This window comes from Streptomyces sp. NPDC079167 (assembly GCF_040686735.1).
Taxonomy (GTDB): domain Bacteria; phylum Actinomycetota; class Actinomycetes; order Streptomycetales; family Streptomycetaceae; genus Streptomyces.
Window position 1 is genome coordinate 246,249 of record NZ_JBFBLO010000007.1, and the last position, 21,110, is coordinate 267,358.

Consider the following 21,110-nt stretch of genomic DNA (forward strand, 5'->3'; position numbering starts at 1 on the left):
GAACCGGGCGCTCACCTGGGGTTTCAGCCGAACGGGACACGGCCGCTCCAGCCGGTGACGAACCCGGCGTATGTGGCAAAGATCGCACCCTGGCGTTCCGTCGCCGGGACGGCCGCCGACGCGGTAAGGGGCGGCACGCGCCCTCCCACGCGGCAGTGGACGCCCGAGCGTGGCGGGGGCGGCCGGAGGGGCCGCGCTCTCCCCCGGCTCGCACGGCGGCACCCTCAACCGGCCGGTGCGGAGACACAACAGATGCCCCGTCACGAGGTGACGGGGCATCTGTCGTGGAGCTGCGGCGCGGCGACGTCAGTCGTTGCTGTTGCCGTTGCCCGGTGTCGTCTTCTGGATCTGGAGCAGGAACTCCGCGTTGGACTGCGTCTTCTTCATGCGGTCCAGCAGAAGCTCGATCGCCTGCTGCTGGTCGAGCGCGTGAAGCACCCGGCGCAGCTTCCAGACCACGGCCAGCTCATCGGTGCCGAGCAGGATCTCTTCCTTGCGGGTGCTGGACGCGTCGACGTCCACCGCCGGGAAGATGCGCTTGTCCGAGAGCTTCCGGTCGAGCTTGAGCTCCATGTTGCCGGTGCCCTTGAACTCCTCGAAGATCACCTCGTCCATGCGCGAGCCGGTCTCGACGAGCGCGGTGGCCAGGATGGTCAGCGAGCCGCCGTCCTCGATGTTGCGCGCGGCACCGAAGAAGCGCTTCGGCGGGTACAGCGCGGTCGAGTCGACACCACCGGACAGGATGCGGCCGGAGGCCGGTGCCGCCAGGTTGTACGCACGGCCCAGACGGGTGATCGAGTCCAGCAGGACCACCACGTCGTGGCCGAGCTCCACGAGGCGCTTCGCGCGCTCGATGGCGAGCTCGGCGACCGTGGTGTGGTCCTCGGCGGGACGGTCGAAGGTCGAGGAGATGACCTCGCCCTTCACCGACCGCTGCATGTCGGTGACCTCTTCCGGACGCTCGTCGACCAGGACGACCATCAGGTGGCACTCGGGGCTGTTGACCGTGATCGCGTTGGCGATGGCCTGCAGGATCATGGTCTTACCGGTCTTCGGCGGGGCCACGATCAGGCCTCGCTGGCCCTTGCCGATCGGGGCGACCAGGTCGATGATCCGGGTGGTCAGGACGTTGGAGTCGGTCTCCAGGCGGAGCCGGTCCTGCGGGTACAGCGGGGTCAGCTTCTGGAACTCCGGACGGCCGCGGCCGGTCTCGGGCGCCATGCCGTTGACGGAGTCGAGACGGACCAGCGCGTTGAACTTCTCGCGGCGCTCGCCGTCCTTGGGCTGGCGCACCGCACCGGTGACGTGGTCACCCTTGCGCAGGCCGTTCTTGCGGACCTGGGCGAGCGAGACGTACACGTCGTTCGGTCCCGGCAGGTAGCCCGAGGTCCGGATGAACGCGTAGTTGTCGAGGATGTCGAGGATGCCCGCGACGGGGATCAGGACGTCGTCGTCGGCGACCTGCACGTCGGTCGCGAAGTCGTCGCGGCCACGACGGCCGCGGCGGTCGCGGTAGCGGCCCCTGCGACCGCGCCGGCCGCCCTCGTCGTCGTAACCGTCGTCCTGCTGGCCGCCGCCGCCCTGCTGCTGTCCCTGGTTCTGGCCGCCGCCCTGCTGGCCCTGACGGCGTCCGCCGCCCTGCTGGCCCTGGTCGTCGCCCTTGCCCCGGCGGTCGCGCTGGCGGTCGCGGCGGTCACCGCGGTCCTGGCGGTCACCGCGGTCACGGCGGCCGTCCTGGCGGTCGCCGCGACGGCCCTCGGCCGTGTCGGCGGCGGACTCGGCCTTGGCCTCGCCCTTCGCCTCGGCGCGCTCGTCGCCGCGGTCCTGGCGGCTCTCGGCCTTCGGCTCGGCCTGGGCCTTCGACTCGGCCCTCGGCTCCGCCTTGGGCTCGGACTTGGTGTCGGGGCTGCCCGCCTGGGCGGTCGCCCGGCGACGGCGGCGCTCGCCCGCCGGCGGTTCGTCGTTGGCCGGCTGGCCCGGGATGTCGATCTGCTGCTGCGCGTCGGCCTTGTCGGCGGCCGGCGCGGCAGCGCTCTCGTCACCGGTGCGGGTCTTGGACGTGGCACGCCGCTTCGGCTTGCTCCCGGCGTCCGTACCGGCGGATGCGGCGGCCTTCGGGGCGGGCGCGGAGGATCCTCCGGCCTGCGCCTCCTTGATGACCTCGATCAGCTGGCTCTTACGCATACGCGCGGTTCCCCTGATGCCGAGGCCGGACGCGACCTGCTGCAGCTCGGCCAGGACCATGCCCTCGAGGCCGGTGCCGGAGCGGCGGCGCCGTGCGGTGGTGCCAGTGGCAGCACCTTCGGCGGGCACGGAGCTGTCGACGCTCTTGTCGGCAGTCACGCCCATCAGATCGGTGGTGTCGCTCACGAAGGGTCCTTCCCTGGAGCGGACGTCGGCCTTCTGGCTCGGCGACCGGTTGTGCTGTCCGACTGCGGTCTTTGATCGTGTCGATCGCGGACCTTGCCGGGGCGGTGGTCCGCCGGGTACGGCGGAGAGACGAATGTGCGGGGTTCCGGCGCGAGATCCCCCTGCTCGGCCCACTCCTGGACGAGCAAGAGGGTGTCGTGCCGGTTCCGGAGCGTGCTCGAAAGCTCAGGCGGGCTGCTCAGGCAGTCGGGGAGGCTCCCGGAAGAGTGGTGGTCCCGGAGGGGGACACGAAGCAACGCGCCACGAAGACGTCGATTGCTGACTTGAGGTTAACACTACCGGCTCCAACAAACATTCCCCCTCTCATGCACCGGCAATCACATGCGGTTACGCGGCGAGCGGCAACACGCTCGCACCCGTGGCGTCGAGAGCGAGCCGGTTCGCGGCCCATCCCTCGCCCGCCAGCCGGGCGACCTTGTCGGCGGAGCCCTCGTCCGCCAGCGCGAGCACCGTGGGTCCCGCGCCGGAGATGACGGCGGGGACGCCGTCGGCACGCAGCCGGTTCACCAGGTCGACGGTCTGCGGCATCGCGGGGCCCCGGTACTCCTGGTGGATCCGGTCCTCCGTCGCCGCGAGGAGCAGCTCGGGGCGCCGGGTCAGGGCCTCGACGAGCAGTGCGGCGCGACCGGCGTTGGCCGCGGCGTCCACATGGGGGACGGTGCGCGGCAGCAGGCCACGGGCGGTCTCGGTGAGCACCGGGGTGGCCGGCACGAAGACCACCGGCACGACGGCGGTGGAGGGGTCCATCCGGATCGCCCTGGCGGCTCCGCCGTCCATCCAGGCGAGGGTGAATCCGCCGAGGAGACAGGCGGCGACGTTGTCGGGGTGCCCCTCGATCTCGGTGGCCAGCTCCAGCAGCGCGGCGTCGTCGAGACGGGCCTCGCCGCCCGTCGTCACGGCGCGGGCGGCGACGATCCCGGCGCAGATGGCGGCGGACGAGGAACCGAGGCCGCGGCCGTGCGGGATGCGGTTGGCGCAGACGATCTCCAGGCCGCGGGGCTGGCCGCCGAGCAGGTCGAAGGCCGTGCGCAGGGAGCGTACGAGCAGGTGGTTCTCGTCGCGGGGGAGCGTCTCGGCGCCCTCGCCCGCGATGTCGATGTGCAGCCCGGCGTCGGCGACCCGGACGACGACGTCGTCGTAGAGCCCCAGCGAGAGGCCGAGGGCGTCGAAACCCGGGCCCAGATTGGCGCTGGTTGCGGGGACGCGCACCCGGACGGCGGCGGCTCGGAACGCGGGACCGGCCATCGGTTGGACGACTCTTCCTGTACGGCGGCGGGGATGTTGTGCAGGGTACTGCGACGTGCGTGGGGTGCCGTTGCGCGGGGGGACGGGGGGCCCGGCAGTCACGACGGCTGCTGCACCGCGGCGGATGCGGCGGGGCGGGTCGGGGACAGCTTATCGAAGGAAGGTTCTGCGGCGACATAGGGCGCACAGGAGGCGCACGATGCGTGTCGCACACCTCCTATGCGCTCTCCGCCCCCGGGAGGGCGGTTGAGCTGCGGCGAGGGCCTGTTACGCGAGGCCCAGCTTCTCGGCCGCGGCCACCGCGTCGACCGGGACGGTGACGGGCTGCGGAGCGCCCGCGACGGCCCAGTCGGGGTCCTTGAGGCCGTTGCCGGTGACGGTGCAGACGATCTTCTGGCCGGGGTCGACCTTGCCCTCCTCGGCGGCCTTGAGCAGACCGGCCACGGACGCCGCCGACGCGGGCTCGACGAAGACGCCCTCCTGGGAGGCCAGCAGGCGGTAGGCCGACAGGATCTGACGGTCGGTCACCTCGTCGATGAAGCCGCCCGACTCGTCCCGCGCGTCCAGCGCGAACTGCCAGGACGCCGGGTTGCCGATGCGGATCGCGGTGGCGATGGTCGCCGGGTCCTTGACGATCTCGCCGCGCACGATCGGCGCGGAACCGGACGCCTGGAAGCCCCACATGCGCGGGGTGCGCGTGGAGACACCGTCCCCCGCGTACTCCTTGTAGCCCTTCCAGTAGGCCGTGATGTTGCCCGCGTTGCCCACCGGCAGGACGTGGATGTCGGGGGCGTCGCCGAGCGCGTCGACGATCTCGAACGCGGCGGTCTTCTGGCCCTCGATCCGCACCGGGTTGACCGAATTGACCAGCGCCACCGGGTAGTTGTCCGAGAGGCTGCGGGCCAGGGTCAGGCAGTCGTCGAAGTTTCCGTCGACCTGGAGGATCTTCGCGCCGTGGACGAGCGCCTGCCCCATCTTGCCGAGCGCGATCTTGCCCTGCGGCACGAGGACGGCGCAGACCATGCCCGCGCGCACCGCGTAGGCGGCGGCGGAGGCGGAGGTGTTGCCGGTGGAGGCGCAGATGACGGCCTGCGCGCCCTCCTCCTTGGCCCGGGTGATCGCCATGGTCATACCGCGGTCCTTGAACGACCCGGTGGGGTTGGCGCCCTCGACCTTGAGGTGCACCTCGCAGCCCGTGCGCTCGGAGAGGACCTGCGCCGGAACGAGGGGGGTACCGCCCTCACGGAGCGTGACGACCGGCGTCGAGCTCGTGACCGGAAGCCGGTCCCGGTACTCCTCGATGATGCCGCGCCACTGGTGGGTGCCCTTGCTGGTCATGGGTCCTTACTCCCCTTCAACACGCATGATGCTGGCGACACCGCGCACGGTGTCCAGCTTGCGCAGCGCTTCGACGGTCCCGGAGAGGGCGGCGTCGGGCGCGCGGTGGGTGACGACGACGAGGGAGGCCTCGCCGCCGGTTTCCTGACTGTCCGGCCGGCTCTGCTGGCGGACCGTATCGATGGATACGCCCTGTTCGGCGAAGACCGTCGCGACCTGGGCGAGCACGCCAGGCTTGTCGGCCACGTCGAGACTGATGTGGTAGCGCGTGACGACGTCGCCCATGGGGCTGACCGGCAGACGCGTGTACGCGGACTCACCGGGACCGGTGGTCTCCCCGATGATGTTGCGGCACACCGCGACCAGGTCGCCCAGGACCGCGGAAGCGGTCGGGGCGCCGCCGGCGCCGGGGCCGTAGAACATCAGCTGTCCGGCCGCCTCGGCCTCGACGAAGACCGCGTTGTACGCCTCGCGGACGGAGGCCAGCGGGTGGCTGAGCGGGATCATCGCGGGGTGCACGCGGGCGGTGACGGAATTGCCGTCGGCGGCGCGCTCACAGATGGCGAGGAGCTTGACGGTGCAGCCCATGCGCCGGGCGGAGGCGATGTCGGCGGCGGTGACCTCGGTGATGCCCTCGCGGTGCACCTCTCCGATCCGCACCCGCGTGTGGAAGGCGATCCCGGCGAGGATCGCGGCCTTCGCGGCGGCGTCGAAGCCCTCCACGTCGGCGGTCGGGTCGGCCTCGGCGTACCCGAGGGCGGTGGCCTCGTCGAGCGCCTCGGAGTAACCGGCGCCGCTCGTGTCCATCCGGTCGAGGATGAAGTTGGTCGTGCCGTTGACGATGCCGAGCACCCGGTTGACCTTGTCCCCGGCGAGGGACTCGCGCAGGGGCCGTACGAGCGGGATGGCGCCGGCCACGGCCGCCTCGTAGTAGAGGTCCCGGCCGTTCTTCTCGGCGGCCGCGTGGAGCGCCGAGCCGTCCTCGGCGAGCAGCGCCTTGTTGGCGGAGACGACGCCCGCGCCGTGCTCGAAGGCGGTCGTGATGAGCGTACGCGCGGGCTCGATGCCCCCGATGACCTCGATGACGACGTCGATGTCGCCCCGTTTGACCAGGGCGGTCGCATCGGTGGTGATCAGCGTGGGGTCGATGCCCTCCCGCACCTTGGAGGGCCGGCGGACGGCGACGCCGGCGAGCTCGACCGGCGCGCCGATGCGCGCGGCGAGGTCGTCGGCGTGCGTCGTCATGATGCGCGCCACCTCTGAGCCGACCACTCCGCAGCCCAGCAGCGCCACCTTCAGCGGACGCGTACGCATCATCCGACCTCGTTTCTCATACTTCAGATGTGTTGACCAGTCTCACTCACCGGACGGGGGTTTCTGCCACCCGTCCGGATTTTGAGATGTGAATTTCATCAGCCGACATCGAGACGCAGGAGATCTTCCTCCGTCTCGCGCCGGACGACGACCCTGGCCCGACCGTCGCGCACGGCGACGACGGGCGGGCGCAGGGCGTGGTTGTAGTTGCTCGCCATGGAGCGGCAGTACGCGCCGGTGGCCGGCACCGCGATGAGGTCACCCGGGGCCAGGTCGGACGGCAGGAACGCGTCCTTGACCACGATGTCCCCACTCTCGCAGTGCTTGCCGACGACGCGTACGAGCATGGGTTCGGCCTCGGAGCTGCGGGAGACCAGCGCGACGCTGTACTCGGCGTCGTACAGCGCGGTGCGGATGTTGTCCGACATCCCGCCGTCGACGCTCACGTACGTCCGGAGACCTTCGAGGGGCTTGACGGTGCCGACCTCGTACAGGGTGAACGCGGTGGGGCCGACGATCGCGCGGCCCGGCTCGACGGAGATGCGCGGGGTCCGCAGACCCGCGGACTCGCACTCCCGGGTCACGATGTCGCTGAGCGCCTTGGCGATCTCGTGCGGCTCACGGGGGTCGTCCTCGGAGGTGTACGCGATCCCGAGGCCACCGCCGAGGTCGATCTCGGGGAGCTCGACGCCGTGCTCGTCGCGGATCTCGGCGAGCAGCTGCACGACGCGCCGCGCGGAGACCTCGAAGCCGGCCATGTCGAAGATCTGCGAACCGATGTGCGAGTGGATGCCGATGAGCTCCAGGCCGTCCAGTGTGAGCGCCCTGCGGACCGCCTCGGCCGCCTGTCCTCCGGCCAGCGCGATGCCGAACTTCTGGTCCTCGTGCGCGGTGGCGATGAACTCGTGGGTGTGGGCCTCGACGCCGACCGTGACGCGGATCTGGACGCGCTGGCGGACACCGAGCCGCTGCGCGATGTGCGAGACCCGGACGATCTCCTGGAAGGAGTCGAGCACGATCCGTCCGACGCCGGCCTCGACGGCCCGCTCGATCTCGGTGACGGTCTTGTTGTTGCCGTGGAAGGCGATGCGCTCGGCGGGCATCCCGGCGTCCAGCGCGGTGGCCAGCTCGCCGCCGGAGCACACGTCGAGGTTCAGCCCCTCCTCCTGGAGCCAGCGCACCACGGCGCGCGAGAGGAAGGCCTTGCCGGCGTAGAAGACGTCGGCGTCGGCCCCGAAGGCGTCGGCCCAGGCGCGGCAGCGCGCCCGGAAGTCGGACTCGTCCAGGAAGTACGCGGGCGTGCCGAACTCCTCGGCGAGCCGGGCGACCCCGATCCCGCCGACGGTGAGCGCACCGTCCGCGTCACGGGTGACGGTGCGGGACCAGACCTTCGGGTCCAGCTCGTTGAGGTCGGTGGCCGGGGCGGTGTAGTGGCCCTCGGGAAGGACGTCGGCGTGACGGGGCCCGGCGGGGTGTGCGGATCGGCTCATCGTTCTGCTCTGCTCTCTCAGGTCTCTTCAGAGGTGTCGGGGCGCACTGATGCCGAGCACGAACAGGCCGCCTGCGAGCACCGTCCCGGCGGCTTCGGCAAGGGCCAGCCGGGAGCGGTGGGCGGCCGAGGGTTTCTCGTCGCCGACGGGGAGCGTCGGGCAGGCGTCGTGGAAGTCGAGGAAGGCGTGCGCCACCGTTTCGAGGTGCCGGGCGACCCGGTCCGGCGCCCGGTGGCGCGCGGCCGAGGCGAGTACGCCGGGGTGATCGGCGAGCGCGGCGTGCAGCGCGGGGGCGTCGACATCGGTCTCGTACCCGGCGGTGAAACCGAGCCGCTCCGCCTCGCGGGTGAGCGCGCGGGAGCGGGCGTGGGCGTAACGCACCAGGAACAGCGGATTGGCCTCCCCCTGTACGAGGAGGTCGTCACCCAGGGGCGCGTGGTCGTGGGCGGCGGGCCGCTGGAGCCCCCAGAGAGCGGCCTCAGGTCCGAGCCGGTCCAGCAGCGCCCCGGCGGTGGTGGAGGCGGGTACGGGGCGGATCTCGGTGCTCTCCTCGGCCCCGTACCGCAGGCCGGCCGTGACTCCCAGTTCCTCCCAGCGGGGGTCGGGCTCCTCGGTGCAGCCGACGATCACCTGACCTCCCTGGGTGCGCAGGAGGCGCGCCACGCTCCGGGCGACGACGGCGGCCCTGACCTCGCGGGGGTGGTGGAGCCGGTGGAGGCGACCGGCCTCCGTGGTGACCCGCCCGTACCGGAGGCCCAGCTCGCGGATCTCACCGACGCGGGCCGCGCGGGCCTCGGCGCCGGTGGCGGCGTCGAGCGTGAAGTTCAGGAAGCCGGGCCCCGTGATGTCGACCCGTCCGATCCCGGGGACACCCACGACGCGGTCCCGCAGCAGCGCGGCGACCTCCCGCGCCGGGAGCGCGGCGGGTCCGGCCAGCTGGAGGGCGACGGCGCAGGCGTAGTCGCCGCTGCCGCCGGGCCGTGTCCGCTCCACCCGCACACGCGCGGGCACCGGCGCGCGCAGGGCGTCCTCGTCGACCGCGCGGTGCACAGCGTGCAGCACGGTCCGGGAGAGATCTGCGGGGGTCACGGGACAAGCGTATGGGAGGAAGGGGGGCCCTCCGCCAACCGGTTTCGCCATACGGGCAGCCACCTCGCGGGGCACACCCTCAGCCGGCCGCGCTCCCGGCCGTCCCGGCACCCCGCCTGCCGTCGAACGGCGCCGGGTCCTCCCGGCTCGCGAGCCGTCGCACCATGCGCACCAGCTCGCTCGGCTCGAAGGGCTTCGCCAGGAACGCGTCGACCCCGGCGGCCACCCCCGAGTCCACCTCGTGGGGCGTGCAGGCACTGATGACGGCGACGGGCAGGTGGCCGGTCCGCGGGTCGGCGCGCAGCCGGGTCGCGGTCTGGATCCCGTCGAGCCGGGGCATCACCACGTCCAGGGTGATCACGTCCGGGCGGACCTCGTGCACCAGGTCCAGGCACTCGACGCCATCGGCCGCGGTCACGACCTCGAAGCCCTCCAGCTCGAGATTGACCCTGATCAGCTGCCGGATGACCTTGTTGTCGTCCACAACAAGCACGCGGCCGTACGCCCCTGACACCCTTCGAGGGTAGGTCGAGCGGAGGAGCTGCGTCCGGGTTTTGCCCACTTCCGCCCCCGGAGGGACCGGGGGACCACGCCGCATCCGGAGGCCGACGACGCGTAAATACCTGTTCCCGGACACCCCGCCGGAGCTGGTAGGGTTTCACTCGTCGCCGCCAAGCGCAGCGACATCGCCCCCGTAGCTCAGGGGATAGAGCATCGGCCTCCGGAGCCGGGTGCGCAGGTTCGAATCCTGCCGGGGGCACTTTCCGGAAGACCTCCTGATCAGCGACCCCGCTGACCAGGAGGTCTTTTCCATTCCCCCCGCCCCCTGGGGCCGCTGAGTCGTTGGGGATTTACGGACACACACCCGAACCTTATGTCCCATATGAGCGTCCGTAGCTTCCCAATGACCGGAAGCGGGGGCGTTGCGGTGGCCGGTTTGGGTTGCTGATCTCGGGGTAGCCGCTGCCCGAATCAACCTGTCCGGGCGCGGACGCCCTTGGGCAGCCGGCGCGGATGGCACGGCAGCACGCCAGGACCCGGCTGCCAGGACACATGACCGCCCGGCCGAGGCACCGCCACGGCCACGCGCCGCGCGCATCCGAACGTCCCACACCGCCGAGGGGCTGGGCGGCGCCATGTCTCTTTCGCCGGGGCCCAGGCCGACGCGAAAGGCACACGTGACCACGCTGACAACAGAGCCCCCGGGCAGGTCCGGGGCGCTCGGTGGAGGAGCCGGGCGGACCGTACGCGGGCCCGGCCCTGCCGGAACTGACCGGGAACGGTGGCGGAAACCGCGGAGGCCGTGCCACGAGCTCGCCGATGGTGCGCGGCATCTGCTCTGCGATGAAGGCGGGAAGCCGTGATCAGGCTCGAAATAGGCGGTGGCGTCAACAGCGCCGTCGAGTTCCTGGAAGCCCGGCTGCCCTGGCTCTTCGACTCCCTGCACTCCGTCGGCCAAGGCTTGTACAACGGCGTGTACTTCGTCATGTCGGGCCCCGACGCGCTGGTGATGGGGGCGATTCTCGCGCTGATCGCCTGGTGGCTGCGGGGTGTGGTGGCGGCCCTCCTCGCTTCCGCGGGCTTCTTCCTGATCAACTCGATCGAGTTGTGGGAAAAGGCGATGCAGACGCTGTCGCTTCTCGTCGTGGCGGCCACGATCACCATGGTGATCGCCGTCCCTCTCGGCATCTGGGCGGCCCGGAACAAGTCGGTGAGTTCGGCCCTCCGGCCGGTTCTCGACTTCATGCAGACGATGCCGGCCTTCGTCTACCTGGTCCCCGGCATCACCTTCTTCGGGGTGGGCGTGGTGCCCGGCATCGTCGCCACGATCATCTTCGCGATGCCGCCGGGCATCCGGATGACGGAGCTCGGCGTCCGGCAGGTGGACGAGGAACTGGTGGAGGCCGCGGAAGCGTTCGGAGCCCCTCCGCGTGCCATTCTGCTGCGCGTCCAACTGCCGCTGGCCCTGCCGACCGTCATGGCCGGCATCAACCAGATCATCATGCTCTCCCTGTCCATGGTGGTCATCGCGGGCATGGTCGGTGCCGACGGTCTGGGCACCGTCGTCTTCCAGGCCATCAGCTCGGTGGACATCGGCCTCGGCTTCGAGGCGGGTCTCGCGGTGGTCATCCTCGCCATGTATCTCGACCGCATGACCGGTGCGCTGAACCAGCGCATCTCGCCTCTCGGCCGCCGGGCGCTGGCCAGGGCGGCCTCCCTCCGGGCGGGGAAGGCCCTGCGGTGGCGGCCCAGCACAGCGTTCGCGGGCATAGGCGTGCTGGTCCTCGCCCTGCTCGCCGGCGGTCTGCAGTTCGTATCCGGTCCGGACGACGACGGGCTGGACGTGGACGAGAAGAACCTGGGCAAGGAGGCCGGTGCGGCTCCCAGCATCGGCTACTTCCCGTGGGACGAGGACGTGGCCGTCACCTATCTGTGGAAGAACGTTCTGGAGCGGCGCGGATACGAGCCCAGCATCCACCAGTACGACGTCGGGTCGATGTTCACCGCGATGGCCGGCGGCCAGGTCGATGTGGAGTTCGACGCCTGGCTCCCCAACGCCCAGAAGCAGTACTGGGACAAGTACAAGGACGACCTGGTCGACATCGGTCCCTGGTACGACGAGACCACGCTGGAAGTGACGGTGCCCAGCTATGTCAAGGGCATCGACTCGATGGAGGACCTCAAGGGCAGGTCGGAGGAGTTCGGCGGCAGGATCATCGGCATCGAGCCCGGAACCGGCCAGATGAACATGCTCAAGAACGAGGTACTGCCCGGCTACGGGCTCGACAAGGAGTACAAGGTCACCGACGGCAGTTCCCCCAGCATGATCCTGGAACTGCAGCGTTCGCTGCGCAAGCGCGAACCGGTGGCGGTCGTCCTGTGGTCACCGCACTGGGCGTACAGCAAGTACGAGTTGACCAAGCTCAAGGATCCGAAGAAGTTGTGGGGCGAGGTGAACGAGATCCGCTCGCTCGGCCACAAGTCGTTCCCGGGGAAGTTCCCCGAGTTCCACGGCTGGCTCAAGGACTGGCACATGTCGGAGGAGGAGCTCGGGGACCTGGAGGCGGCCATCCAGGACGAGGGCACCGGCCATGAGGAAGCGGCCGTGGAGAAGTGGATCGCCGAGAACCCGGGCGTGGTCGACGAGATGGCGCCGCTCTCCCCCTGACCGGGACGTACGGTGACGACCCGGCGGGCGCGGTGCGGTGCCGCGCCCGCCGTCCGGCGGTCGCCGGTCTCTCAGAAGGGGCGGTCCCCCGCGATGGCGACCCGCTCGGCGACCCGCGGGTGCGGGGCGTAGTCGTTCACGGCGTAGTGCTGGGTCGCCCGGTTGTCCCAGAAGGCGACGTCGCCCGGCTGCCAGCGGAAACGCACCTGGTACTCGGGTACGTGCGCCTGCTGGAAGAGGAAGCGCAGCAGGCGGTCGCTCTCCGCCCGGTCGATGCCGAGGATCCGGGTCGTGAACGAGGTGTTCACGAACAGCATCCGCCGCCCCGACTCCGGGTGCGTGCGCACGACCGGATGCTCGACCGGCGGGAACGCCTCCTGGTGGGGCGCGAGTTCCTCGGGCCCGTAGAAGCGTGTGAAACCGGGGATGAAGTCGTGGACGGCGCTCGCCCCGTCGATGCGGTCCTTCACGTCCTGCGGCAGGTTGTCGTACGCGGCGGCCATGTCCGCCCACATGGTGTCGCCTCCCAGCGGCGGCACTTCGCGCAGCTGCAGGACGGCGCCGAGAGCCGGACGCTCGCGGAAGGTGACGTCCGTGTGCCAGACGTTCTCGAACGTCTTCGGTGCCCCCGCCGACTTGTCGAAGCGGACGACGTCCTCGCTGTCTCCCCTGGCCAGCAACGGGTTGACCTCCAACTCGCCCCAGTGACGCGCGAAGTCACGCTGGGCGGCCGAGGTGAGGTTCTGCCCCCGGAAGAAGAGCACCTTCCACTCCAGCAGGGCACGGTTCAGCTCTTCGCGCAGGACCGGCTCCAACGGCCGGGAGAGGTCGAGGCCGTGGATCTCCGCGCCGATCGTGCGGGCCTGAGGGACGACGTCGAAGAGGGTGTACGGGCGCGCCGTCGCACCGGCCGGCAGCCGCTCCAGGACACGGTGCCCTTCGTACAGGCCGTCCTGCGGTATGCGTGCCTCACGCAGGACGGGCGGAGTGGCGGAGTGCCCGTCGGCGGTCGTGATGATCGCGTGCGGGGAAGCGGTGGTGGTCATGCGGTTCCTCCTTGGCGGACAGCGAGCCGCCGGGGGCTCCGGTGGGCGGGACCGTGTTCGAAGGGAACGGACGGGATCCGCGACAGCGGCCGGGGCCTCCGGCGGCGCGATGAGGTGGCCGCTCACGCCCACGCCGCGAGCCTGTCGAGCAGGGGCGGACACAGCGGGACCGTGAAGGGCCGGGGGGAGACAAACACCGGTGTTACCGGGTTATCGGCTTCGCCTCGCGAGGCGGCCGAGTGGAGTTGACGACCGGTCAGCGCGAAAAAACGCCGATGCGGGCGGGCGGCGAGCCGATACGGCCGCGGCGGCGCAGACAGGTCGTGGACCGCGGAGCACACTCGCCACAAGGCCCCGTCATCCGCAGGGCGACGGTGGTCAGCGAGTAGGGGGTCATGCTCCGCATTGTGTGCCGCCCCGCCGACGCGGTCAACCCCGCCCTGCGGTCGCGGCATTCCTCCTGCGGGTACCCGGCGGCACCTGGCAAGCCCTTCATGACTGGCCCGGACGTGGCGGAGCCCGGGGTTGCCGCCCAATTGCGTTTGCCAACGCCCTTCAAAGGTTCGGATCAGCCGCCATACCGTCGCGTTCCGGCTCCGACGAGGGCAACGTCGACGGGACAGCCGCAACAGCGGCCCGCTCGGCCCCGGCCGCGTCGACGAGAGGTATGCACACGGGATGGACCGGAAGCCCGGCGGCACTCCGAACTCCATGACCGCCGGTGGTCGAACGGGTCCATGCTCGGGCTGAACAGGGCGCATCCGGTGATGACGGACGGCCACCCCGTCCTTGGCGTCAGGCCACGTACCGTGGAGTCACGACTCCATGAGAGCCGGGACGTCGGCGTGGAACCCGTTTTCCGCAGCCTGGATGGCCTCACCGGGCCGCTGCCCCGGAATGTGATCGTCGACCACAGGCTTGCCCATCGCCGTGGCGATGTGTTCCTGGAGCACCTTCCGCCGCTCCTCGAAGAAGGCGTCGAAATCGTCGGCCCGCATCAGCCCAGGGTCCGCGAGGTGTGTCCTGATACGTCGCTCCACGCTCTCCGGGCTGGTCTCGGCCGCCTTGGCGAGCCGCTGCAGATAGTCGGACGGTGCGTGGCCGCCGATGATCCGGTTGGTCCGTGCCGTCAGGGGAGCCTTGTTGACGATGGAGTTGTAGACGGAGCGCTCGTGTCCGTTCTTCTGGCACCACGCCTGCGGGAAGATGTGATGGATGTCCATCGCCTCGTCGAAGTAGACGCTCACCTCCGCCTTCTCCCCCGTACGCCAGTCCGCGGCACCCGCCTTGAGCAGGAGCGCGTAAATGCCCTTGTAGGCTGCGCTCTGCCTGGTCCGCAGGGTCAGCAGCCGGCTCGCCGCGAACTGCGCCTGGCTGACCGTACGAGGTTCTTGCGTCGATCCGCGGATCCAGTCGACGACGTCGGGGAGATCGAGGTTGAACCGGGTTTCGGTTGTGCCGCCGTACAACTCGCCGAACACCCCGCACCAGTACCAGCGGGCCAGCTTCTCCTGTGCACCCGCGGTCTCCGCGTCCTTGCCGGCGAGGGCGAAGATCGCGGCGAGGGGGATGAGCTGCGTGCCGTACGGCAGGAATCGGGTATCGAAGACGAATTGCTGGCGCAGGAATTTGGCGGCGGCCTTGAAACCGGCGACGACATCGGGGGCGTACCGCCTGTAGTCCTCCAGGCTCAGCACGAGCATCTCCTTGCGCTTGCACCCGATGCGCGGCAGACGCTCCTCGTCCGTGCCCGCCGCTTCCTCCCTGCGCCGCCGCTCGGCAGTGGCGAGGAGAGTGACCGCCTGGAGGAAGTCGGTGTTGGAGACGTCTTTCAGGAGGGCGTATTCGGACGCTTCCCAGGCGGAACGGCACTCGTGCCAGTGCCGCCGCAGATCGAACTCGTCGGCGGCGTACGTCGCCGTCAGCAACTCGAAGACGGTGAGGGTGACTCCACCAGTGTTGACCTTCTCGAAGACCTGGCAGACCGCCTGACGTGGGGTGCCCATGCCGAGTTCGATGACCGGGAAGTGGTAGAGGTCGAACGACTTGATGAAGCTGTCCCGGAAGCGGTACCAGAGCTCCATCGCATCCGGTGCGAAACTGCAGTGGCGGGCGAAGCCGTCGCCCCATGAGTTGTCGAAGAGACTCTGCAGCGGGAAGACGCGGTGCTGGTACTCCAACTCCCTTGTCGAGTAGTCCTCCAGGACCTCGCCCCGGAAGTTGATCACCTTGCGCGCGGGCGGGACGAATCGGATCGCCTCCTCCCGGTCCTCGTTCTCGTCGATCGCCTTGACCATGTCGACGTAGAACCAGCCGCTCACCCGGCGTTTGCGCTCGTCCTGGGTCTCCACCGGGCTGTGCATCGCGAGCGACTGGAACAGCGAGGTGAGCCGCTGCTGGCCATCCAGAATCAGCGACTCCGGTTGCACCTGCCCGCTCGGGGCCGCTCCCTCGATCGGCCTGTACTTGAACCGGACATCCCCGCCGCCCTTGAGCAGCATCACGGTCCCGATCGGGTAGTTGAGGGACACCGAGGCCAGCAGACTCGCGATGTTGGGCCAAGGCCAGACCCAGCCACGCTGGAACTCGGGCAACTGAATCTTCCCCGCCTCGACCTGACCCAACAGATCCCGCAAGGGCCGCTTGTCGATGCTGAAAGTCTCTGTCGCCACATCTTCTCCTTGTGCAGCACAACACGTGCGCCGGCGCCCGCTCGTCGGGGGCGGGGGCGGCGCGCTCAGGATTCGCCCGGCTCGGCCCCGCCGGCCACCGGCCTATGACTTACCTCTCCCACCCTGCCTGAGCCTCAGCACTTCGGCCCCCTTCTTGGTCATTTTGCACCTGGAGCCGTGACGGTCCTGGAAGTGCAGGACTCAGCGTCCAGGAAGCAGCGGTGCCAGGAAGCGGCTCGGCTCACCGTGCCAGGTGCTGACCGAAGATCTCGTCGTTCGAGTCGAACTGATGGTGATCAACAGGGAATGACGGGAAATAGTCGGTCTCCGCCCGCCCTGTGAGAACGGCCAGAAGGAAGGGTCGTTCGTCGGGTAGACGGGCGTGACGGAGTACCCGATGGTTGCCCCTCGCTTGTCGACGACCGCCCTGACCTCTCCTCGACTCCCCGCATGACCGGCGAGCGAGCGAAGCGGTGCATGGTGACGAAGTTCCCACCGGCAAGCTCGGCATCGATTCGTTCAGTCAGCTGTGGGCGTTCTCCCACGCCTCGCGGATCGCGGCCGGAATGCGTCCGCCGGCGGATACTTGGTGACCGTTGGCCCGCGCCCATTCCCGAATGGTCTCGCTGTCGGCGGGTGGCCGGGCCGGAGCCTGTGGTGGGGCCCACAGCGTGGGGTCCGAGGGGACGAATGCCGTCGTCGGCTCGAGGACGTCCTTGGGGAACTGGGGCACGGACGTCTCACCGCTCAGTACGGAGACGAGGAACTCGGTGAGGGTCCCGTCGTAGGTGAACCACCGAGGCCCTCGGGCTTCATTCACGGCGACACGCCAGGCGTCCGGGGCAGTCCGTGGTTCAGTGATCCAGAAAAGGTGCTCGCCGTTTGTCGGTGCCGCCCATCGGCAGGAGTTGCCGCGGGTCGTACGGAGCAGGGTAGGTGCCTCGGTCGTGGTCCAGCTGCAGCTGCTCGCGGATCCTGGCGGGCATCGGGCCGGTGAGGTCGGCCCATTCAGTGACCCCGTCGGGTTGGTAGATGCGCAAGTAGTCGGCGAAGGACCCCGGGCCGTAAGTGGATGTGAGCTGCTTGTAGTCCTCGGGAAGCGGCACACCGAGAACGCTCTCGACCCGGTACCAGTCGATGGGGCGGTGGTGACTCGCATCCTCTGGTGGCGGGCAGAGTCGGGTCAGGGCGGCGAAGACGGTCACTGGATTCCTCTGGCGCGTCGTTTCAGCTGATCTGCGTGGTCAAGATTCTTGAACGGCTTGCCAAGGTGGAAACCACCTGATCCATTGGACTCCATCTGGATCCACTTCGGAACGGAGTCTTTCTCGTCGTCCGTGTATTCGAGGTAGACGCTATAAGTCACGGTCTCGTTGTTGTTGAAGACAGCATCGTAGATCTGCTTCTCGTAGCCCCGCATGTCCGGGCTGTTGGTAGGGGTCTGGGTGATGGTGAAAAGGTGCCATATCGCGGAAGGCGTCCTCGTCGACGTTCGGCCAGCCCACACCGACCACATCGAACATCGTGTCGACGCCTTCAGGAATCGTGTACCCCACGACGCACCCCCCGGTTAACGGATCATCAGCTCGGACCGCCATACGATTGGGCGCCAGGTCCTGCGCGATCGGGAGAGACGGGCACAATCGCCCGCCAGTACACCCACCGGTTCACCGGAAAGGCCGGTCCGCATGTCCGTCAGTCAGAAGTCCTGGGAAAGCGCGGTACGCCACCTGTTCGAGGACGCGTACCCGTATGACGCCACGGGTCCGCGCCGCCACGAGGACTGGGTGCTCGACGTCCTCGTGCTGATGGCGCGAGTACCGGACCCGCGCGGCTGGGCCGGTCTCGACGACGCGGCCCGGAACCCGGAGCGTGAGGCGTCCGCCACATATCCCTTCGTCGCCCACCCGCCGGAGTACGTCGCGAGGCGTCTCCAGGAGATCGACCGGAACAGCGCCGAGGATCTGCTCCTGGCCCTCACGGACGATGGGTGCACCCACTCCCGCCTGGCGCGCTTCGCGGAGAGTCGGGAGGAGCTACGGATGATGGCACGCACGATCCTCGCGCGTTATGGGGACGGCGCCAGCTACCACACCAACGTCACCAGGCCCGGCCATGCATACGGTTCACTCGATTTCACGAAGTCGGACTGGGGCTACAGCCCACTCAGCGTCTACACGGAGGACTACGGCCTCATCGTGGTCACGGACACCGAGGTGGGTATGTTCTGGAATTTCGCCGATTACTGATCCGCGCATGCCCTCTGCCGCGCGACCTCGGGAATCCGGCGGCGGTGCCGATCAAGGAGCGCGCATCAGGTTGCGGAGGCTGCCGACGAGGGCCGCCACATCTCGTTCACCCTGCTCCGGGTCCTCCGCCGTGCCCGGCAGGTCCGGAGCGGTTCGGCCGGGCCGTGGCGGCCGCTGGGCGGGCGGCGTCCACTTCCCCTTGTCGACGGCCTCCTGAAGCCGCACCAAGAAGTACGCGTGAGCTTCGCGCCACACCTGGCCCATGCCGCCGGCGCCGATCCGGCACACCAGGGCATACCCGCCGACCGTCTTCGGGTCGTCGTCCCGCAATGGCTCCACGCGCCGCACCTCCCCCACGTGACCGGTGTGAGCCGCCCTGATACGCGTGCGCCCCGGACTCGCCGAGTGCAGGCGACGGCCGGTGCGAAGGGCCCGCTCAGGGGCATGCCACTCGCGTCCCGCCACCGGCCGCCCCCGGACGTGGCGGAGCCCGGGAGTCGTATCCAGCTCCCGGGCCCCTGGGGTTGCCACCCAATTGCGCTTGCCAGCGCGTTTAAGAGTGCGGATCAGTCGTCATACCGTTGCGTTCTGCCTTTGAACTACCGCGCCGCGTAGAGGCGCAGGCCGGATTCGAACCAGCATTCAACGGTGTTCGTCCGTACTCGGTCGATCTGGCAATCGGCGGCGATACTGAAGCTGGAGCGAGAGTCTGAGATTGATCGCGGCTGCCTCTGCCATGTTGGGCCACCCCGGCAGGTGGTGCCGGGGGGAGGACTCGAACCTCCACCGTTACCGCGTCTTCAGGCTGAACGTTCAGTTTCAGCTTGCGCTCGTCACACGGGGCGGACCTCAATTCCGCCTCGTGCAGGGTGCGCAGCCCCCACGGCATTGGCGCGGGGGCGTTCTTGGGGGTGTGCCGCCTGGTGTTCGGGGTCAGCCGAACAGGTAGCCGAACACCGCGTCTCCGACCCTCCGGTCGGTGACCTCGGCGCCGTTGGCCTCCTCGCGGGCGAACTTCACCGCGTGCTGGAGCTTCTCGACGCGCTCCAGCAGCTCGTTCACCCGTCGCGCCGGCAGCGCTCCGGAGAACTTCACTGTCGTCCAGTACCCGATGGGCACGTCCTCGTAGTACACGTCGACCTGCGCCGGGTGCTTGTCGGTCGCCTCGGCCTTGACGTGGTTGCGCGGGACCTTCTTCGTGCGGATCGTGCGGACCGGGTCCGTCTTCCACAGGTCGGTCGAGGGGTCCAGCGACCAGGACTCGGCGGCGTCCAGGACCGGGAGCTTCTTCACGAAGGTGTGGAGGTCGGTGAGCTGCTTCTCCAGGAAGAGCAGGTAGCTGACCGGCACTTCGCTGACGACCGTACGCCCGTCCACGGTGACGTCCGCGCGGGCCGAGCAGTTCGCCCAGTCCTTCGTCGCGGTCACGTCGAACAGCCGGGTCAGCGACGCGGACATCTCACGCAGCGCCTCCTCGGCCTTGATCTGCACCCGCGCGGACTCGGGCGGCAGCTGCTCGCCCTCCTCGTCCTTCGGCTGGTACGTACGCGAGATGCCCGCCAGCAGCGCCGGCTTCTGCACCTTGTGGTGGGCCGCGGTGATGTCCTGGAGCGACTTGCTCTTGACACCCTTCTCCACGGCGATGATCTGGTTGAGCTTGGTCACTTCGCCCCCTTCGAGTGACAGAAACGTACCGCACCTGAACTCGATCACCCGTACGGTTTTTCGGCAGGCAGGGGCTACGGGGCCGAGGCTACGTCGCCGGGTACGTCACCCGGCCGCGCCCGTCGACCCGTGGCTCCGCGCCCCAGGCGCCCAGTTCGTGGACGCGGGGCTCGCCGGAGCCGGGGCCCATGATGTGCCGGACCGTCCAGCCGCGGGCGGTGAGCGTGTTGGCGATCAGCAGGCGGTGGCAGCGCCACGGCACCGGTTCGCCGCACATGACGGCGACACGGCCGCGCTCCGCGAGCGTGGTCAGGCGGGTGATGCCGTCCTCGTACGCCGGGAGGAGCGTGTAGTCGGCGTAGTTCCTGAAGCTCGGGTTGTGCCAGCCCGCGTTGACGGCGGGGTCCACGTCCTGCTTGCGCCGGCGGCCACCGAGCTCGTCCAGGTACACGTAGTCGATCCCTTCCCGCTCCAGCCACTCGCGCATCGCGTCGCGGGAGAACTGCGGACTCCGGCGCGAACCGGGGTGCGCCCGGACGTCGGCCAGTACGTCGATGCTCCGGTCCTCCAGCAGGCCGGTGAATGTCTCCTGGGGGCACGTCCAGTGCCCGATCGTCCAGATCTCATCCACGTGGACATGATGCCCCGGCGTACCCGGCGGCCGGGGGCGACATGCGGAGGACGTCAGCGCACGCTGCGGGCCAGCCGGAGGCCGAGGTCGTCGATCGCGAACGTGGGGTGGCTGCGGCGGCGCACCGTGGCGCCGCAGCCGCGCTCCGGTTCGGCCCAGCCTCCGCCCCGGAAGGTGCGGTACTCCCCGTAGACCTCCTCGTCGTAGAGGTCCCAGCACCACTCCCAGACGTTGCCCAGCATGTCGTGCAGGCCCCAGGCGTTCGCGGACCTGCCGCCGACGTCGTGCACCCGGCCGCCGGAGTTGCCGTCGTACCAGGCGATGGCGTCGATGTCGCCGTAGCGGTATCCCGGGGTCCCCGCCTTGCAGGCGTACTGCCACTCCGCCTCGGTGGGCAGGCGGTAGCCGTCGGAGGCGGGGTCGCGGGTCACCTCGCCGGTCCGTGCGTCGTGGGAGTAGACCGGGTCGAGTCCTGCGCGGGCCGAGAACAGGTTGCACAGGTCGACGGCGCCGAGCCAGCTGATGTCCGTCACGGGCAGGGCGCCGCCCGGCACGGTGGGTCCGAGCTCCTCCCCCGTGACGGCGCGGTGCTGCCGGGCGGTGGTGACGGGGTGGCGGCCGAGGAGGAAGGGCTCGATCCCCACCTGCCACTGTGCGCCCCGCCGGTCGTCCCTCAGGTCCACGGTGCCTGCCGGTATCCGGATCATGCAGGAGGCCGTCTCGTCGTCGGTGGGCGTGTGCACGCGGTGGGCCTTCCCGTACGGGGAGGCCG

At 69.8% G+C, this 21,110-nt stretch carries 18 protein-coding genes and 1 tRNA gene; 3 read left to right on the top strand and 16 right to left on the bottom strand.

What is annotated here, in order from left to right; all coding sequences use genetic code 11:
• Window positions 1-306 precede the first annotated feature (306 nt).
• The 7 genes from rho to AB0P41_RS17385 all read right to left on the bottom strand — a co-directional run bounded on the left by rho (window position 307) and on the right by AB0P41_RS17385 (window position 9,420).
• Window positions 307-2,370 (bottom strand): transcription termination factor Rho, encoded by a 2,064-nt coding sequence (rho, locus tag AB0P41_RS17355; protein WP_356711618.1) that lies wholly within the window; start codon window positions 2,368-2,370, stop codon window positions 307-309.
• A 387-nt stretch (window positions 2,371-2,757) separates the two neighbouring features.
• Window positions 2,758-3,675: a homoserine kinase gene (gene thrB, locus AB0P41_RS17360; protein WP_356711620.1), complete on the bottom strand. Its 918-nt coding sequence runs from the start codon at window positions 3,673-3,675 to the stop codon at window positions 2,758-2,760.
• Between the two features lie 267 nt (window positions 3,676-3,942).
• Window positions 3,943-5,013, bottom strand: a complete 1,071-nt coding sequence (thrC, locus tag AB0P41_RS17365; protein ID WP_356711622.1) for a threonine synthase — start codon at window positions 5,011-5,013, stop codon at window positions 3,943-3,945.
• A gap of 6 nt (window positions 5,014-5,019) precedes the next feature.
• A complete protein-coding gene (locus AB0P41_RS17370) occupies window positions 5,020-6,330 on the bottom strand; it encodes a homoserine dehydrogenase (protein ID WP_356711624.1) in 1,311 nt (436 codons plus the stop codon).
• A gap of 95 nt (window positions 6,331-6,425) precedes the next feature.
• On the bottom strand, window positions 6,426-7,817 hold the full coding sequence (lysA, locus tag AB0P41_RS17375) for a diaminopimelate decarboxylase (RefSeq protein ID WP_365932713.1): 1,392 nt from the start codon (window positions 7,815-7,817) through the stop codon (window positions 6,426-6,428).
• Between the two features lie 27 nt (window positions 7,818-7,844).
• Window positions 7,845-8,906, bottom strand: coding sequence for an ArgS-related anticodon-binding protein NrtL (nrtL, locus tag AB0P41_RS17380; protein WP_365932715.1), 1,062 nt, complete (start codon window positions 8,904-8,906; stop codon window positions 7,845-7,847).
• Between the two features lie 79 nt (window positions 8,907-8,985).
• On the bottom strand, window positions 8,986-9,420 hold the full coding sequence (locus AB0P41_RS17385) for a response regulator (RefSeq protein ID WP_356711630.1): 435 nt from the start codon (window positions 9,418-9,420) through the stop codon (window positions 8,986-8,988).
• Window positions 9,421-9,594: 174 nt separating this feature from the next.
• Here AB0P41_RS17385 and AB0P41_RS17390 point away from each other — a divergent pair.
• Together AB0P41_RS17390 and AB0P41_RS17395 are read left to right on the top strand one after the other, a co-directional pair.
• Window positions 9,595-9,666, top strand: a tRNA-Arg gene (locus AB0P41_RS17390).
• Window positions 9,667-10,266: 600 nt separating this feature from the next.
• Window positions 10,267-12,075: an ABC transporter permease/substrate binding protein gene (locus AB0P41_RS17395; protein ID WP_365932717.1), complete on the top strand. Its 1,809-nt coding sequence runs from the start codon at window positions 10,267-10,269 to the stop codon at window positions 12,073-12,075.
• Between the two features lie 71 nt (window positions 12,076-12,146).
• Here AB0P41_RS17395 and AB0P41_RS17400 read toward each other — a convergent pair whose 3' ends face one another.
• From AB0P41_RS17400 to AB0P41_RS17420, 5 genes are all read right to left on the bottom strand, one after another.
• Window positions 12,147-13,121, bottom strand: coding sequence for a TauD/TfdA family dioxygenase (locus tag AB0P41_RS17400; RefSeq protein ID WP_365932719.1), 975 nt, complete (start codon window positions 13,119-13,121; stop codon window positions 12,147-12,149).
• An 815-nt stretch (window positions 13,122-13,936) separates the two neighbouring features.
• Entirely contained in the window at window positions 13,937-15,793 is a 1,857-nt protein-coding gene (locus AB0P41_RS17405) for a DUF262 domain-containing protein (RefSeq protein WP_365932721.1), read from the bottom strand.
• Between the two features lie 523 nt (window positions 15,794-16,316).
• Complete coding sequence (locus tag AB0P41_RS17410; RefSeq protein ID WP_365932723.1) at window positions 16,317-16,613, bottom strand: histone-like nucleoid-structuring protein Lsr2; 297 nt, start codon at window positions 16,611-16,613, stop codon at window positions 16,317-16,319.
• Window positions 16,614-16,647: 34 nt separating this feature from the next.
• Window positions 16,648-16,998, bottom strand: coding sequence for a hypothetical protein (locus AB0P41_RS17415; protein WP_365932725.1), 351 nt, complete (start codon window positions 16,996-16,998; stop codon window positions 16,648-16,650).
• Window positions 16,995-17,213, bottom strand: a complete 219-nt coding sequence (locus AB0P41_RS17420; protein WP_356711816.1) for a hypothetical protein — start codon at window positions 17,211-17,213, stop codon at window positions 16,995-16,997. Before AB0P41_RS17420 ends, AB0P41_RS17415 begins: the two co-directional genes overlap by 4 nt.
• Before the next feature lie 268 nt (window positions 17,214-17,481).
• On the opposite strand from AB0P41_RS17420, the gene AB0P41_RS17425 reads away from it, so the two are divergent.
• Window positions 17,482-18,042, top strand: coding sequence for a hypothetical protein (locus tag AB0P41_RS17425; protein WP_365932726.1), 561 nt, complete (start codon window positions 17,482-17,484; stop codon window positions 18,040-18,042).
• Window positions 18,043-18,093: 51 nt separating this feature from the next.
• Here AB0P41_RS17425 and AB0P41_RS17430 read toward each other — a convergent pair whose 3' ends face one another.
• The 4 genes from AB0P41_RS17430 to AB0P41_RS17445 all read right to left on the bottom strand — a co-directional run bounded on the left by AB0P41_RS17430 (window position 18,094) and on the right by AB0P41_RS17445 (window position 21,045).
• On the bottom strand, window positions 18,094-18,381 hold the full coding sequence (locus AB0P41_RS17430) for a hypothetical protein (RefSeq protein ID WP_365932727.1): 288 nt from the start codon (window positions 18,379-18,381) through the stop codon (window positions 18,094-18,096).
• A 594-nt stretch (window positions 18,382-18,975) separates the two neighbouring features.
• Window positions 18,976-19,707 carry a hypothetical protein gene (locus tag AB0P41_RS17435; RefSeq protein WP_365932729.1) on the bottom strand — a complete coding sequence of 244 codons (732 nt, stop codon included), beginning with the start codon at window positions 19,705-19,707 and terminating at the stop codon, window positions 18,976-18,978.
• 88 nt (window positions 19,708-19,795) lie between these two features.
• Window positions 19,796-20,338, bottom strand: coding sequence for a DUF488 domain-containing protein (locus AB0P41_RS17440; protein WP_365932731.1), 543 nt, complete (start codon window positions 20,336-20,338; stop codon window positions 19,796-19,798).
• 53 nt (window positions 20,339-20,391) lie between these two features.
• Complete coding sequence (locus AB0P41_RS17445; RefSeq protein ID WP_356711809.1) at window positions 20,392-21,045, bottom strand: formylglycine-generating enzyme family protein; 654 nt, start codon at window positions 21,043-21,045, stop codon at window positions 20,392-20,394.
• Between the last annotated feature and the right edge of the window lie 65 nt (window positions 21,046-21,110).